The organism is Formosa sp. Hel1_33_131, from assembly GCF_001735745.1.
In the GTDB taxonomy this organism is placed as follows: domain Bacteria; phylum Bacteroidota; class Bacteroidia; order Flavobacteriales; family Flavobacteriaceae; genus Hel1-33-131.
In genome coordinates this window covers 188,488-205,484 of sequence record NZ_CP017260.1, presented here as the reverse complement: position 1 = coordinate 205,484, position 16,997 = coordinate 188,488, and the positions used below count along the sequence as shown (strand labels likewise).

Here is a 16,997-nt window from a genome sequence, read left to right as displayed (position 1 = left end):
CACAATTTCATGGTTTTAAAAACGCAGCTTTTTTTAGTTACCTTTTTAGTCTGTCAATTGACAGTATTTGCACAGCAAGACGCCTGGGTTTATTTTACAGATAAACCAAACGCAACCACCTCGCTTTCAAATCCAATTAGCATTTTAACGCAGGCAGCAATTGATCGAAAAGCAAATCATTCGGTGGCTATTGACGAAAGAGATGTGCCTGTTCATGAACCATATATTACCCTCATCAAGTCCTCCACAGGAATTAGCTATAAAGCCAAGTCAAAATGGTTCAACGCCGTTCATGTAAGAGGGTTGGAAGCAGATATCAATAGTTTAAAGACCACTCACAGTTTTGTAGATCACATCGTTTTTGCGGATTCTAATTTAAATGCGCGCATCGAATCGGTTCAAGATAAATTTCAAGTAGAATCCAGCCTTACTAATTTCACCTACGGCACCACTCAAAACCAAGTGGAAATGCTGAATGTAGATGACTTACACATAGCGAACTATACAGGAGATGGTGTGGTCGTTGCGGTCATTGATGCGGGCTTTCCGAATGTAAATACAATGTCGGGTTTTGAACGTTTACGTGCTGCAGGAAATTTGATGGGTGGTTATGATTTTGTTGACAGAACAGCTGCTGTTTATACGTCAACCTCCAGTCAACACGGCACACAGGTATTGAGTACGATGGCGGGATTTGTACAGGATCAATATGTAGGCACGGCACCTGATGCGACCTATTATCTTTTTAGAACTGAAGATGCACCTACTGAAAATCCAGTGGAGGAAAGTTATTGGGTGGAAGCGGTTGAGCGAGCCGATAGTTTAGGCGTACAGGTTATAAATACATCTTTGGGGTATAAAGGTTATGACAACCCAAATTATAGTTATACAACAGCACAGCTAAATGGTACGACGACTTATAGCTCCAAAGGGGCGAATATCGCTTTTGAAAAAGGCTTGATTTTAATAAATTCGGCTGGCAATTCTGGAGCTTCTGGAATTGCAACCCCTGCGGATGCTGCAGGCGTTTTAACGATTGCCGCCGTAGATGGAAATGGAAACTATGCATCGTTTAGTTCTCAAGGAAGTGCCATTCAGCTTACGCACAAACCAGATGTAGCAGCACGTGGATCGGGTAGTTTTGTCATCAATAGTAGCAATCAAATTTCGCAATCTAATGGCACCTCTTTTAGTTCGCCTATTTTAGCGGGGGCTATTGCTTCCTTAGTTCAGGCGTTACCAGATGCTACAAATGCAGAAATCATGGCGTATGTTCGAGAGTCAGCCTCTCAATATTCGAATCCCGATTATTTTCTTGGCTATGGAATTCCGGACTTTCAATCTGCTTTGACCTTAGGATTGAGACATCAGTCCGCTAAACAATTGGAATTTGAAGTCTTTCCCAACCCCGTCCAATCAGATTTATTTATAAAATTTTCTGACTCAATAGAGACGATCTCTGTGTCGATTCATAATGTTTTAGGGCAATTGGTGTATGAAAATCAAGTCAAAAGTATGAACCCGATCAATACTGAAGCATTTTCAAAGGGCCTTTATCTATTAACAATTCACACAGAAAATCAACAATCGATCACGTTTAAGCTCATAAAAGAATAGATGCAAAATAAGATCACCCAACTTTTCGGAATTCAATACCCTATTGTTCAAGCGGGTATGGTTTGGAACAGTGGGTGGAAATTAGCTTCTGCGGCAAGCAACGCTGGAATTTTGGGTCTCATTGGTGCAGGATCCATGTATCCCGACGTGCTGAGAACTCATATTCAAAAATGTAAAAAAGCCACCACAAAACCCTTTGGAGTGAACGTTCCGATGCTCTATCCCAACATTGAGGAATTGATGCAAATTATAGTGGAAGAAGGCGTAAAAATTGTTTTTACATCTGCAGGAAATCCAAAGACTTGGACTTCTTGGCTGAAGCAACGTGGTATTATTGTGGTGCATGTAGTGAGCAGTGTAAAGTTTGCCTTAAAAGCACAAGAAGCGGGTGTGGATGCCATTGTCGCTGAAGGTTTTGAAGCAGGTGGTCATAATGGACGTGATGAAACGACCACATTAACGCTGATCCCGATGGTGCGCGCGCAAGTCACAATTCCGTTACTAGCGGCGGGGGGGATTGCGACCGGCAATGGGATGATGGCAGCGATGGCGCTCGGTGCCGATGGTGTCCAAATTGGAAGTCGCTTTGTAGCCAGTAAAGAATCCTCTGCTCACGAGGCTTTTAAAAACGCTGTGCTTTTAGCCAAAGAAGGGGATACCCAATTAACCCTGAAAGAATTAGCGCCAGTGCGTCTTTTGAAAAATAAATTTTATCAAGATTTACAAGCGGTATATAAAACGTCCCCATCCCCCGAAGATTTAAAAAATATTTTAGGACGCGCCCGTGCCAAACGGGGAATGTTTGAAGGGGATTTAGAAGAAGGGGAATTAGAAATTGGACAAATATCGGGTCTGATTGATGAAATTTCGTCCGTTTCCGATATTGTAGATTCCATTTTAACTGAGTTTAAGGCGTGTCAAACACGTATATCAACGATCAATTTAAACATAAATAATGACCAATAGAGCTGACCAATTACAAGCATTTGACCGTTTGTTAACCATCATGGACGAACTTCGTGAACGATGTCCTTGGGATCAAAAACAAACCATGGAAACTCTTCGACATCTCACTATCGAAGAAACCTATGAATTAGGCGATGCGATATTGGACAAGGATTTAACAGAAGTTAAAAACGAACTTGGCGATCTTTTACTCCACATAGTATTCTATGCTAAAATTGGAAGTGAAACAAAAGATTTTGATATTTCGGATGTCATTAATAGCATCTGCGAAAAACTAATTCACCGGCATCCCCATATTTACAGTGATGTGGTAGTCAAGGATGAAGCTGAAGTCAAGCAAAACTGGGAAAACTTAAAGCTAAAAGAAGGCAAAACGAGTGTGCTTCAAGGGGTTCCAAAAAGCTTGCCCGCTTTGGTCAAAGCCAGTCGTATCCAAGAAAAAGTGGCCGGAGTTGGATTTGATTGGGAACATCCTGATCAGGTGTGGGAAAAAGTAGAGGAGGAGCTTGGGGAGTTGAAAACTGAAATTGATAATAAAAACCAAGATGCTATTGAAGATGAATTTGGAGATGTTTTATTTTCATTGATCAATTATGCACGCTTTCTCGATATCAACCCAGAAAATGCGCTAGAGCGCACCAATAAGAAATTCATCAAACGCTTTCAGTATTTAGAAACTAAAGCCAAATCTCTGCAAAAATCACTTTCGGATATGACGCTTGCAGAGATGGATGTGTATTGGGAAGAAGCCAAAAAATTGTAGTTGGCTACTGCTGTATCATTTTTTTGATTTTAGAATATTTTACGTTCCAAGTTTGTAAAGCAGCTTTATGCTTGTCAATGTTTTTGTGAACCTCTTTAACAAGTGGATTGTCATCTTTTACATTAGAGAAAAATTGAAGGTTGTTTTCCAACTGATTGATTTCACTTTTGATCTCATCCATCTTTTTTCTAATGAAAATGACCTCGTTATTAAACAATTTCTGATCTTGCGATAAAGTCTCTAATTTAAGCGTGTATTTTAGGTCGTCCATCGCTTCTTTGTCCAAACCTAATTTAGAATATAAACCGTCCAATGTTTTAAAGAATTTCCCATCAATAAAACGTTTGCTTTGAACCACATGCCCAAGTTTTTTCCATTGACTAGAAAAGTCATTTAAGGCTTCTAAGTTTTTGTCTTTATCTTCACTTAATTCAAATGCTTTAAGCGATTCTAACAGGCTATTTTTTTGCTCAAAGGCAGTAACTTCTTCTTCAGAGCCATTATTTTTTTGTTCGTGGTAACGGTCAAAAAAGGCGTTACATGCGCCTCTAAATCGTTTCCATAACTTATCACTGTCTTTGCGTGGAATGTGTCCGATCGTTTTCCATGTGTTTTGAATATTTTTCATCAAAACCAAGGTCGTTTCTAGGTCTTCACTATCTTTGTTTTGCTCAGCAATATCGACCAATTCTAATTTTTTCTTGTAGTTTTCGGACTGGACTTTCTTTAAGGTTTTATAGTAATTATTTTTATTCTTATTAAAGGTTCTCACGGCATCCTTAAATCCAGACCACGTTTTCTCATTGACCTTAGAAGGGACTTTTCCTGTCTTGAAAAAGGCTTCTCTAAGTACTTCAATTTTTTTGATATTTGCCTGCCAATCCTTGTGAGAATTGATGGTTTTTTCAGAGATCGCATTAATTTGAACAATGATCTCATTTTTAATTTTAAGATTTTCTTCAAATTTTTCTTCCAGTTGATTGTAATAATCCTGACGCTTGTCATTAATTACTTTTGTCGCAGCACTAAATCGGTCCCAAAGCTCATCTTTATATTCTTTGGCAACAGGACCTAACTCTTCTTTCCAAATTTTGTGAAGTGCCTGAAGCTCTCTAAACGCTCTGTTTAAATCGGTTTCATTTGCCAATTCCTCAGTACTTATGATGATTTTCTGCTTTTGTTCTAAATTATGCTTAAAATCTAAATCTCTAAGATCTCTATTGAGGTGTAAAAATCCATAAAAAATCTCTACATGGTGACGGTAATTGTTCCATGTATTATTGTTTTCACTTGAAGGAATCTGTCCGGTATTTCTCCAACGCTCTTGTAAATTTTTAAAGGTTTTGTAGGCCGAGTTTATATCGCCTTCAACATTGATTAAACCTTTAATTTCTTCAATAATTTGTAAGCGAATTTCAAGGTTTTGGTTGAGCTGTTGCGTTCTGTTTTTTTGAAAGGACTGGTGTTTTTCTCTAAATGTTTTCGACAATTCGTTGAATTGCTTTTTTAAAGGGCTGATGAATTCGAAATCAATCGCATTCCCACCTTCTGCCAAAAAGGCTTCTTTCTTTTCTGAAATTAAAACGGCGAACTTAGCATTAAAATTATTTTTGACTTCGTTTATGTTATTGCGAACACTGTGAATACTCTCTGATTTCAACAGCGTTTCAAATTCTGCTATTAAATCTTCTAACGAAAGTGTTTCATAATCAACTGCAGATTTTTTTTCTTCAACTACATCTTCATGTGTTTCTTCTGTCTCCTCAGTAGAAACTTCGGCAGTTTTACCATCACCATCTTCTTGCTTAGGCGCTTCTTCAGAAGTATTTTTTTCTACTGAACTTGTGGGTTCTACCACTTCTTCATGTGTTTCTTCTTCTGCATCCTTAGTAGAAGCTTCAGAAGTTGTATCTTCTTCCTTAGGCGTTACATCAGAAGTATCTTTCTCTAATGAACTTGTGGGTTCCACTGCCTTTTCAGGTGTTTCTGTGGATTCCTCCGTAGGTGCTTCGGAACTTGTGACTTCTTCTGTAGGAGTGTCCTCAGAAGTTGTAGGGTTCTCTGTTGAACTGTGTTCTTGGGGAGTGGCGTTTAGGTTATCTCCATCTGCATCTTGCAGGTTATCGTGCTCTGACATATCTTTCAATGTTTTAGTGTTTAAATGACTTGAAGTCATAAATATAACATTATCCCTCTAAACCACAAATTATATAATTCTTTTAAATTACTTTTTTAATTATGAATTCCATATCTCCCACGATTTCTCTGCTTGCAAACGCAGCATTTCGAGTCCGTTGAGAGTCGTAGCATTCTTTGTATTTCCGTGTTTTAGAAATAAAGTTTCCTCAGGATTATAAATCAAATCAAACAGTAAATGGTTTGAAGTGATGTGTTCATAAGGGATAGTTGGGCATTTATGTACATCAGGAAATGTTCCTAAAGGGGTGCAGTTGATGATAATTTGGTAGTTCTCAATTCCTTCGATTGCTAAGGATTCATAGGAGTATTTAACACTTGACGATGGTGTTCTTGATACATACTCAAAATGAATACCCAGTTTTTTCAAAGCAAAAGCGACCGCTTTTGAGGCACCTCCAGTTCCTAAAATCAAAGCCCTTTTGTGATGAGATTTGAGATGGGGTTTTAAACTGTTTTCAAATCCAAAATGATCGGTATTATAACCTGTTAATCTTCCGTTTTCTATTTTGATGGTATTCACCGCACCAATTTCTTGTGCTTCTGAATCAATGGCGTCTAAATAGGGAAGTACCACTTGTTTGTAAGGAATCGTAACATTAAGCCCTGAAAGCTGTGTTTCAGTAGTTTTTAAGGATTCAAAATCTTCGATTGCCTCTAAGTCAAAGTTGTTATAAGTGCAGTCTAATTTGTTGGTTTCAAATTTATCTTTAAAATATCCTCTTGAAAAAGAGTAGTCAATATTTTTACCAAGCAATCCAAAATTTTTCATGTGTTTATATTTATTGTTTTTTTAAGGACATCCCGATAACTATCGGGACTGTTCGCTATTAATCATTCCCTTGGGTGATAATATTTTTAGCATGCTCGTTTCATATATGCTGTTTGCGTTTGTTTCCATACCATTCCAATCCCAGAACAATGGCTGCTCCAAAAATTATAAATAAGAGGGCATAAATGGTTTGTGTGTTCATTTCAGGCAAATACCGTTGATAATTTTCAATGATTTGTTCGCCATTTGTATCTGTTGTGAAATTCCCTAAGGCATCTTGTTTATAGAGTGCTTCTTTCCAGGGCCACACAACGCCAAGCGATCCCGTGATAAATCCCATAATAAGGGCTAATGTTTTAAATTTATAATGTTTCAAAATGTAGCTCAATAGATGCGAAAGACTGACCAAACCTACTACCGAACCAAGCGTAAAAACCAATAGAACCTTCAAGAGTCTCAGGTGTTGAGGGTCTGACATAAAGCTAAAATCTCCAGAAACTATAAACACAAACGTATCAAAAAGAACGTTAACAGAGTCCACTAATAACAAGACGTAATTCCCTAATAAAATCAAGATAAAGGACCCTGAAAACCCTGGTAATGCCATACCTGTCACGCTAATCATTCCACATAAAAACACAAACCAAAGGTTGTCATTTTGCGTTGCAGGATTTAAAAAACTAATGCTTAATCCTGCAATGATTCCCAGGAAAGCCATCACAATTGTTTTGGTATTCCAAGATTTAAAATCTTTATAAATATAATAAATCGACCCGACGATCATTCCAAAAAACACACTCCACACATAGAGTTCGTGGCGTTCAATGAAGTAGTCCAACAGTTTAGAAACACTAAAATAACTAATGATCATCCCTGAAAATAGTAAGGCTAAAAATCGCCCGTTTACATAATTGTAAAAACTTTTAAACCGACCACTAAAAAGTAATTTCCCTGCTTTGATATTGAATTTCTGCAAGGAATAAATAAACTCTTCATAGAAGCCCATTACAAATGCTACAATCCCACCAGATACACCGGGCACTTTGTTGGCAGCTCCCATAATGACCCCTTTCAGGGTCAGTAAAAACGGATTTGTATGATCGTTAGGTTGTCTCAAGCGTGTTTTTTTTGGTACTTATTTTTTCTAAAATGAGAATGATTAAAATTCCAAAAACCATCAGTCCGATAGCTTGTAACAGTTGTGGTTCTCCATTAAAATTAAAAGGGGAAATGCTTTCTTCGTTCAAGGGAACTTTCACCCCTTTAGAATTGGTTCTGAATGTCAATGCCACTTTCCAAGGCCATATTTTGTTTAAAGATCCAATCATAAATCCAGTGATGACGGCCAATGTCAAGCGGTGGTATTTTTCAAACAACCATTTTAGAAGTTTTGAAAATGACAACAATCCAACCACAGCACCAGCGCCAAAGAGAACAATTTTTTTGATATTAAGTGTATTGAGCGCTTCCAGAACGGGACTGTAAGCACCAATGATTACCAGAATAAATGACCCTGAAATCCCGGGCAATATCATCGCGCAAATGGCTAAAGCTCCAGCAAAAAACAAAAACAGATTTGTATCCGAAGTTTCAGAGGGGTTGATGGTGGTAATCAGGTAAGCAACCACGGCTCCAATGGCCATCGCTAAAAATAATTTAAAGTCCTTGGCAGTAGTTTTAATCTGTTTTCCGACATAGACAATACTCGCAAGTACCAATCCAAAAAAGAACGACCAAAGTAAAATAGGGTGGTGTTCCAAAAACCATTCAACGCCTTTGGCTAGTGAAACAATACTCACAAACACGCCTGAAAGAAGTGCTAATAAAAAAGGGCCGTTTGCTTTTTTCCAAGTGCTTTTTAGGCCTTCTGTTTTTAAATGTTTTAAAAGAGAAAAATTGATATTATTTAAAGTGCCAATCAGTTCTTCGTAAATCCCTGAGATGAAAGCGATGGTACCTCCAGAAACGCCAGGAACTACATCTGCAGCACCCATTGCCATTCCTTTGAGTGAAATTATTAAGTAATCTAGTGGGGATCGTTTCATTTGGTTTTTAAAATAATTGAATTAAAGAATCAGGTTTTAGATTGATGAATATCCTATATATCCCCTAAAAATACAAATTTTACTGATGCGTATTTTTAAAATTCTCAATTAATTGAAGGACGGCTTTGCGCTGATAGACTTCTGGAAATAATTCTTCCAAAATAAACACGTGTTCTAAGTTTATATGCAGTCCTGTGAGAAGGTGTGCATAGCCAGCATCCATATTGTTGAGTTTCAAACACACGCCTGAAAGTCGAAATTCTAATTCTTCACTTTTGGGATGGTATTCTAAAGCTTGTACAAAATTGAATTTTGCAGCTTCATATTCGCCAAGTTTGATTAAAATGTCTCCGCGAGAGAGCCAAGTGCTTAGTTCACAGTCGCCCAATTCGAGCGTCCTTTTATACCCACGTTCGGCTTCCTCCAAAAGAGAGAGGCGTTCATTAATGGTAGAGTACAACAACCAATAGGCGGCATTGTCTCCATCAATATCAATGGCCTTATTGATGTGAAACAAGGCTTTTTGATAGTCTTTTTTAGCCATGAAAAACTTTGTGATCCGCATCCAACCTTTATCCAAGGCAGGGTCTTCTTCCACCGCTTGATAGTAATGCTGAAGGGCTAAATCGCCGTGATTCAAACGCTCATAGCAATACCCAATTTTGATGAGAGCATAGGCGGTAGAATCTTCTATAGCGATGGTGATTTTATAATTCTCAATCGCTTCCTCAAAACGGTTTAATTTCTCTAATACTTTCGCTTTTTCAAGATACGCACCAATAAAGGTGTCATCTGAAATAATCGCAAAATCAAAGGCGGTGACGGCCTTTACCAATTGTTTGGTTTCTACGTATTGTTTGCCAAGTTGGTGCCATGCCACTTCGCTGTATGGGTTTTTATCGAGGTAGCTATTTAAGTATTCAATCGCTTCCGTGGTTTCATCTAAAAAGTCAAAACAATAGATGATATTATAAAGCGCCGAATAATCTTCTAAATCCAGTTCAATACATTTCTTGAAATTTTGTTTTGCTTCTTGATATTGATCTAAAAACAAATATTCCATTCCAATTAAAGAATAGAGATCGGCACTGTCCTCTGCGATTTCAATGGCTTCTTTAAAGACTTGTATCGCTTTTTCGTGCTGATCTTTTTTAGAAAATATATTCGCTTTTTGAATGTAGAGTTCTTCGTTATTAGGCTCTATTTCAAACAGGGGGGAGAGCAGTCGGTCCGCTTCATTTAATTTATTTTCAAAAATTAAAATTTCAACTTGAAATAATTTTAAGTTTAGAGACGCAGGGTGCTGACTTAACCCGAGTTTGATTGCCTTCTTTGCAAGTGCAATTTTACCACTTTCTAAATAGTGGTGTATGATGTTTTCAAATTCATTAGAATCAAAGAAAAAAACGCTATTGGTTTTTAACATCGACTCAAATTTTGAGAGGGTTACTTCTTCATTTTCTTCAGATTGACTGAACTCCATAAAATGGTTTTTTTACACTAATAAATTTAAGGTTATATCTGCTTGAAACACCCAAAAACCTCGAATGTTTTCAACAAAATAATTAACAGTGTTGTTTAAATGGAATTTATAATGTTCAGAATGATGTGACAACCCTTTACAATTTCTTCTTTGGAAATGGTAAGTGGGGGTGAAATTCGAACTGCTTTTGGTTCATAGAGCAACCAAAATAAAATCAAACCATCCTCTTTTGCTTGTAAGACTATTTTATTTGCAATTTCTGATGAATCTAACATCAAAGCCAACATTAATCCTTTTCCTCTGATCTCTTTTATCAATGGATGTTGGAGGTGTTTACGGATCAAGGCTTCTTTTTCTAGGGTTTCTGGAATTAAGCTGCTGGTTGTAATTTCTTCCAGAGTTGCTAAGGCTGCTGCTGCAATAACAGGATGGCCACCAAAGGTGGTGATGTGTCCTAACTTTGGATGGTCAGATAAGCTGTTCATCATTTCTTCCGAAGCTGTGAAAGCACCGATCGGCATGCCGCCACCAAGTCCTTTTCCGGTCACAACAACATCGGGAACGCAGTTGTAGTTTTCAAAACCAAAGAGTTTTCCTGTGCGTCCTATACCCGGTTGAATTTCATCTAAAATTAACAACGCACCCACGGCATTGCATTTTTCTTGAACCTTGGTTAAATAGCTGTTTTTAGGCTCAATAAATCCAGCACCTCCTTGGATTGTTTCCAAGATGACTGCCGCAGTTTTTGTGGTGATTTTAGAAAGGTCTGTAAGGCTGTTAAATTCTATAAATCTAATGTCTGGAATTAGCGGTCGGAACGGTTGTTTTCGTTCTTCATAGCCCATGACACTCAAAGCTCCCATGGTATTTCCGTGATAGGCGTTTTTAGCAGAAATGATTTCAGACCGTCCCGTATAGCGTCGTGCGAGTTTCATGGCACCGTCAATTGCTTCCGTACCTGAGTTGGTCAAATATGTTTTTTCTAGTTTTGGTGGTAAATGCGAAGCGAGTAATTTGGTCAGTTTTACAGCAGGGGATTGGATGTATTCTCCATACACCATCACATGCATATAAGTGTCCAGTTGTTTTTTAATCGCCGCTACAACCTTCGGGTGTCGATGGCCCAAACTACAAGCAGAAACGCCTGCTACAAAATCTAAATATGGTGTTTTATTTTGGTCATAAATATATGACCCCACCGCATAAGAAATTTCCATCGCTAAAGGATGTGGCGTTGTCTGTGCTTGGTGTTTAAAAAAATCGTTTGTAATCAATTTTTCTTGATTGGTTTTTTTAATTTCTTTGGCTTGTTTAGAAATTTTTTAGGTAATTTTCTGGCCGCTTTATTTTTTGGTTTTACGGTAGTATCTAAACTTTTTGTCGGGTTTGGACGTGCTTTTTTTACACGTTCTAACAACTTTGGATCAAAAAACTCCTTTTGAGGAACATAGGCATCCAACCCTTTTATTGTGGGAAGTACGAGCGGTGGATCGTCTTTAAACAAATCCTCTACACTAGTGGGACGCTCCGAATCACGCCAATGAAATCCTTTAAGAATTTTTTCATTTTCTGGAAATTCAATTTCAGGATGCGTTTTTCCTCCAATTTGATTGTATTTACGCATCTCGTCAATCGTATTTTCAGTGATCCATACTTTAATAGAACCTGATTTTGATTTATCAATTCCAACCAATTCATTGTCTTCATTTCTGAGGTAGTAAATGCTTTCAGCATTTTTAATAATATCAATCGTTGATAAACTGTTATTTTTAAATAAGCCAAATAACTTTTGCCCTGAAATTTGATTATATCCATCTCCCAGACTGTCCTTACTGATTATAAATGCATTATTAAAGACTTTTAATGAGTCTATGGATTCGGTTTTAGAATTCGAAATTAAGTGAATGGAATCGCCTGTGATCTGGTTTTTTAAATTCCATAAAATCGGATGCTGCACTTTGTAAAACGGATCATTTGCTGTGTTTTTATCCAAATTAATTAACTGTGTCAATCCAGTTTCTTGATTCATGTGAATTGAATCGGCTTTGCCGCTTAAATCGGATTTATAAATTTTAGCATTATAATAGCCTCGTGTAATTCTTTTTTCAGGTTTTCCCGTGACCATCAAAGTATCACTATGTACAAAAATGGAATCGTTTTCTTGAAGGGTAATCGCCAATGCACGTTTGGTTACAAATACAGAATCTTTTTCTCTAAAGACCTCTGCATAATGACTTTTAACGATGGTGTTATTCAGCGTATCTGTGATGGTAATATTATTGGTTGCTGACGCGAATTTTTTATTGCGATCAAAATAGATACTATCGCCTTCAACAATGCGCTCGTCATAATTTATTTTAGAGTTCTTCACAAAATAACCGGTGTCTTTTTGAGTGTCATAAAATCCGCGTTCGCAATAAATAACACTGGTTTCACTGGTAATCGTCGTGGGACCAAATAAAAACGCAAAACCCGATAGTGTATAAAAATCAAGTTGTTTGGATTCAATGACGTATTCTGGATTTACAAGTTTGACATTATTTACAAACTGGTATTTTTTGGACTTCATGTAATAACGTCCAATCGTACTCGTAATCGTTCCTGTGGTATCTCGGACGACCTTCCCTGAACTTCTGTAAAATGCTTGTTGTTTGACTCTGTCAAAGTATAAAGTATCGGTAGTGATCTCGGAATTCGGATCTGTTAAAACAACGGTGCCACTCGCAAATGCCAGTTGTGTATTCCCGCTGTATTCAACATATTTTGAAGTCATGTTAATCGTATCGCCTTGCTTGACATGAACTTTTCCGTAGGCTTCTATAAAATCTTGCTTCCCATAATAGATGGCCTCATCGCACCACAATTCAATACCTTCATGTTTGATGTGTACTTGTTTTGAATTGTTTCTAGTAAGAATGGTCGCATCTGGATTCGATTCGTCAAATGTCATAAATGGCGCATATTCAATTTCGATTCTGCGTCGCTCTTGTGCATGCAATATGGATCCTAAAAATAATAGAATGCATACTAAGTAATAAATGCTTTTATGTTTCAACGTGGAATAGTTTATGACAAAAATAGGTAATATTGAGTTCTTTAAATAAAACTTAAGATTATTTTAATGTTTATCTAAAAATTGTTTGTTTTCGATCGGGTCCTACAGAAACAACTTTGATTGGAATTTCTAATTCTTTCTCCAAGAAATCAATGTAAGCATTTAATGATTTTGGGAGAGTTGATTCATTATCCATCTCGGTTAAATCTTCTGCCCAGCCCTCAAAATCCGTGTAAATTGGTGTGATGTTTTCCACTTCCACATTATATGGGAAATGCTGAATGATCTCCCCCTTATATTTGTAGGCAGTACAGACTTTCAAAGATTTAAATCCAGAGAGTACATCGGCTTTCATCATCATAAGTTGTGTCACACCATTCACTTGGCATGCATAACGTAGTGCTACAAGATCTAACCATCCACAACGACGTGAGCGTCCTGTAGTGGCACCAAATTCTTGTCCTACACGTCCCATTGTTTCACCATCTTCATCAAACAGTTCAGTAGGGAAGGGACCAGAACCCACTCGAGTGGTGTAGGCTTTGAAAATTCCAAAAACTTCACCGATGGAAGTCGGTGCAATTCCCAGTCCTGTACATGCACCCGCAGCAGTTGTATTGGAAGAGGTTACAAACGGATAGGTTCCAAAATCAATGTCTAATAAAGACCCTTGTGCGCCTTCTGCTAAAATTGATTTTTGATCTCGCAATGCTTGGTGTAAATATTCTTCAGAATCTATAAATTTTAAAGATTTTAAGACGTCAACGGCTTCAAAGAATTCAGTTTCTAATTCCTCTAGATTATACTCTAAATCCACGTTATAAAAATTAACCATGGACTCGTGTTTATTTGCTAGAGCACGGTATTTGTCTTTCCAGTTGTCTAATTCTAAATCGCCAACACGGATGCCATTCCGACCCGTTTTGTCCATGTACGTTGGGCCAATCCCTTTAAGAGTCGATCCAATTTTGGCTTTTCCTTTGGATGCTTCTGAAGCGGCATCTAACAAGCGGTGCGTGGGGAGTATTAAATGCGCTTTACGAGAAATCACTAACGATTTTCTGTAATCTACATTTTGGGTCGCTAATTTGTCCAATTCATTTTTAAATATTACAGGATCGATCACGACTCCATTTCCAACTAAATTTACGGCGTCCTCATGAAAAATCCCTGAAGGAATCGTATGAAGCACATGCTTCATGCCGTTAAAAACTAGGGTATGACCTGCATTTGGTCCCCCTTGAAATCGTGCTATAATGTTGTAATTGGAGGTTAGTACGTCTACAATTTTTCCTTTGCCTTCGTCACCCCATTGTAATCCAAGTAGTAAATCTACTGCCATGCTATTTAATCGTTAATTTTAGTATTTTTTTTTGTGCCGTAGAAGTACAGCGAATGTTTTTGAATATCGATATCAAAGACTTCTTCTATTGTTTTTTGAATGGATTGAATCCTTGGGTCGCAAAACTCAAAGACTTCCCCTGTATCTGTGAGGATGACATGGTCGTGTTGTTTGTCGAAGTACGATTTTTCATATTGCGCTTGATTCTGCCCAAATTGATGTTTTCGTACCAAAGCGCAGTCCAATAATAATTCAATTGTATTGTAGAGAGTTGCTCTGGAGACACGGTAATTTTTATTTTTCATTTTGATATAGAGTGATTCTATGTCAAAGTGATTCTCGTTGTCATAAATTTCTTGAAGTATTGCAAAGCGTTCAGGAGTCTTTCGATGGCCATTCTCTTCGAGAAATTTCGTAAAAACATTTTTTACGATATCTTGATTTTTATTTTTGGTTTTTACACTCATACAAGGGTCAAATTTAAACTAATTTTTAGACTCTAAAGACTTTTTCGATACCATTTATTTTTTGCAGCCGCTCCATCAATTTTTCAACAAAATTATTATTATTGACTTCCAAGGCAATTTGTCCTTTAAATGTGCCACTGTCCGCATCAAAATTTATATTCTTAATGTTGACATTCATACTTTCAGAAACCACTTTTGTAATCGAATTGACCAATCCGAGTTTGTCTATTCCCGTCAGTTTGATAACTGCTCTGAATACCTGTTGAGAGGAGTCAATCCACTTAGCTGACATAATTCTGTACGCATAATTAGATTGAAGACTTACCGCATTTGGGCAGGCTTTTTTATGAATTTTAATTCCCTCTTTGATACTTAGAAACCCAAAAACAATATCGCCCGGAATGGGATTGCAACAAGATGAAAGTTTATAGTTCAATTTCTCTTCTTCCTTGCCAAACACCAACATATCGTATTTGGAAGTGATTTCATCTTTTTCAACGGTTTCTTTTGTAGGTCCCTTGGTACGCGTAATTTTATTTTTTATATAGCTAACAAGGACATTACTTCTTGAAGTCGCAAAGCTTTTTAACATCGTGTTATCAATACTACTGATGCCAACACGGTAAAATAAATCTAAACTGGTATTGAGTTTAAAATAATTCACCAATTCATTAATAGAGCGTTCGTTTAAAGTAATTTTGAGTTGTTTGAGTTTTCGTCTTAAGATCTCTTTTCCTTCGATCGCAACGGCTTTTTTATCTTCTTTTAAAGAAGATTTTATTTTACTTTTTGCGCGCGTTGTCGTGACATAATCCAACCAGTTTACCGTTGGTTTGGCACTTTCAGAAGTAATAATATCAACTTGATCGCCACTCTGTAACACATGGTTCAAGGGGACTAATTTGCCATTGACTTTAGCACCTCTCGTTTTCATGCCAATTTCGGTATGGATGCTAAATGAAAAATCCAATGGTGTTGCATCTTTCGGCAGGGATTTTAATTCTCCATTAGGAGTGAACACAAATATTTCTTTCGCATAGAGGTTCAACTTAAATTGCTCTACAAACTCTACAGCATTGGATTCTGGATTTTCAATTACTTCTTGGAGTTTTCCAATCCAGCTTTCTAAATTCTCATCATGCTCTTTTTCGCCTTCCTTATATTTATAGTGAGCGGCATAGCCTTTTTCTGCAATTTCATTCATGCGTTCACTTCTGATCTGAACTTCGACCCAACGTCCTTTTGGTCCCATAACCGTAATGTGTAAGGCCTCATAACCTGTTGATTTTGGAGCAGAAATCCAATCTCTTAAACGTGTTGGGTTCGGTCTAAAATGATCTGTGACAATCGAATACACTTTCCAAGCGATAAACTTCTCGTCTTTTTCTTCTGATTCATAGATGATTCGTACCGCAAATTTATCATAGACTTCCTCAAAGGATACGCCCTGATTTTGCATTTTTCTTCGAATCGAAAAAATAGATTTTGGACGTCCTTTTATGACATACTTTATTTTTTCTTTATTCAAGGCCTTTGTTAAAACCTTGCTAATATCTTTAATGTATAGGTCTTGCTCTTCTTTGCTTTCTTCTAACTTCAGTAAAATACCACTGTAAACTTCCGGTTCCGTATATTTTAAAGCCAAGTCTTCTAACTTCGATTTAATATTGTATAACCCAATTTTGTGCGCAAGTGGTGCATAGATATACAGTGTTTCAGAAGCAATTTTTAATTGTTTGTCTTCCGGCATCGAATGAATCGTCTGCATATTATGAAGGCGGTCGGCAATTTTGATGATAATTACCCTAATGTCATCGTGAAGGGTGAGGAGCATTTTCCTGAAATTCTCCGCTTGCATTGACACGTTCATGTCTTTATTTAAGGACGATATCTTTGTCAATCCATCTACAATTCGGGCTACAGTTTCCCCAAATAATTGTTGAATATCGTCAATTGTATAACGCGGGCAATCTTCGACAACATCGTGCAAAAGTGCGGCCGCAATAGAAGTTGCATCCAGTCCAATTTTGGAAGCAACGATTTTTGCCACGGCAATGGGATGAAAAATATAGGCTTCGCCTGACTTTCTTCTTTGATCGGAATGGGCATCAACCGCAACGTCAAATGCTTTTCTAATTAACTTTTTGTCTGCTGTTGACAGGGTTCTATAGCTAATCTTAAGGAGTTCTTTATACTCCTTAGCGATGGCTGCGTTTTCTTGTGCTATATCGGCTGCTGTCATGATTTAAAATTACTACAATCAAACGGAACACGCAATAACTAAAGTTAGT

13 protein-coding genes are annotated in these 16,997 nt (G+C 37.3%); 3 read left to right on the top strand and 10 right to left on the bottom strand.

Translation table 11 applies throughout. The annotated features are described in order from the left end of the window. The first annotated feature begins 9 nt into the window (after positions 1-9). From FORMB_RS00975 to mazG, 3 genes are read left to right on the top strand one after another with little or no spacing between them, the layout of a single operon-like run. Positions 10-1,617, top strand: coding sequence for a S8 family peptidase (locus FORMB_RS00975; RefSeq protein ID WP_069675679.1), 1,608 nt, complete (start codon positions 10-12; stop codon positions 1,615-1,617). Further along, a complete protein-coding gene (locus FORMB_RS00970) occupies positions 1,618-2,583 on the top strand; it encodes an NAD(P)H-dependent flavin oxidoreductase (RefSeq protein WP_069675678.1) in 966 nt (321 codons plus the stop codon). It abuts the gene before it with no gap. Beyond that, positions 2,573-3,346, top strand: a complete 774-nt coding sequence (mazG, locus tag FORMB_RS00965) for a nucleoside triphosphate pyrophosphohydrolase (RefSeq protein WP_069675677.1) — start codon at positions 2,573-2,575, stop codon at positions 3,344-3,346. Before FORMB_RS00970 ends, mazG begins: the two co-directional genes overlap by 11 nt. A gap of 4 nt (positions 3,347-3,350) precedes the next feature. Here the strand turns inward: mazG and FORMB_RS00960 are convergent, their stop codons facing one another. The 10 genes from FORMB_RS00960 to FORMB_RS00915 form a co-directional block, all read right to left on the bottom strand. Next, the gene (locus tag FORMB_RS00960) at positions 3,351-5,483 is read right to left on the bottom strand and encodes a DUF349 domain-containing protein (protein WP_069677848.1); all 2,133 of its coding nucleotides are present in this window, start codon (positions 5,481-5,483) and stop codon (positions 3,351-3,353) included. A 99-nt stretch (positions 5,484-5,582) separates the two neighbouring features. Then, positions 5,583-6,314 (bottom strand): shikimate dehydrogenase family protein, encoded by a 732-nt coding sequence (locus FORMB_RS00955; protein ID WP_069675676.1) that lies wholly within the window; start codon positions 6,312-6,314, stop codon positions 5,583-5,585. A gap of 100 nt (positions 6,315-6,414) precedes the next feature. After that, on the bottom strand, positions 6,415-7,431 hold the full coding sequence (locus FORMB_RS00950; protein WP_442856523.1) for a DUF368 domain-containing protein: 1,017 nt from the start codon (positions 7,429-7,431) through the stop codon (positions 6,415-6,417). Further along, positions 7,418-8,359 (bottom strand): DUF368 domain-containing protein, encoded by a 942-nt coding sequence (locus tag FORMB_RS00945; RefSeq protein ID WP_069675674.1) that lies wholly within the window; start codon positions 8,357-8,359, stop codon positions 7,418-7,420. The genes FORMB_RS00950 and FORMB_RS00945 overlap by 14 nt, the downstream gene beginning before the upstream one ends. Before the next feature lie 79 nt (positions 8,360-8,438). Further along, the gene (locus FORMB_RS00940) at positions 8,439-9,842 is read right to left on the bottom strand and encodes a tetratricopeptide repeat protein (protein WP_069675673.1); all 1,404 of its coding nucleotides are present in this window, start codon (positions 9,840-9,842) and stop codon (positions 8,439-8,441) included. Between the two features lie 95 nt (positions 9,843-9,937). Next, complete coding sequence (locus FORMB_RS00935) at positions 9,938-11,113, bottom strand: aspartate aminotransferase family protein (protein WP_157498208.1); 1,176 nt, start codon at positions 11,111-11,113, stop codon at positions 9,938-9,940. Next, positions 11,113-12,897: an OstA-like protein gene (locus tag FORMB_RS00930; RefSeq protein WP_069675672.1), complete on the bottom strand. Its 1,785-nt coding sequence runs from the start codon at positions 12,895-12,897 to the stop codon at positions 11,113-11,115. Before FORMB_RS00930 ends, FORMB_RS00935 begins: the two co-directional genes overlap by 1 nt. A 70-nt stretch (positions 12,898-12,967) precedes the next feature. Then, positions 12,968-14,239, bottom strand: coding sequence for an adenylosuccinate synthase (locus FORMB_RS00925; protein WP_069675671.1), 1,272 nt, complete (start codon positions 14,237-14,239; stop codon positions 12,968-12,970). 5 nt (positions 14,240-14,244) lie between these two features. Beyond that, positions 14,245-14,706 (bottom strand): Fur family transcriptional regulator, encoded by a 462-nt coding sequence (locus FORMB_RS00920; RefSeq protein WP_069675670.1) that lies wholly within the window; start codon positions 14,704-14,706, stop codon positions 14,245-14,247. Between the two features lie 25 nt (positions 14,707-14,731). Then, the gene (locus tag FORMB_RS00915; protein WP_069675669.1) at positions 14,732-16,948 is read right to left on the bottom strand and encodes a RelA/SpoT family protein; all 2,217 of its coding nucleotides are present in this window, start codon (positions 16,946-16,948) and stop codon (positions 14,732-14,734) included. Between the last annotated feature and the right edge of the window lie 49 nt (positions 16,949-16,997).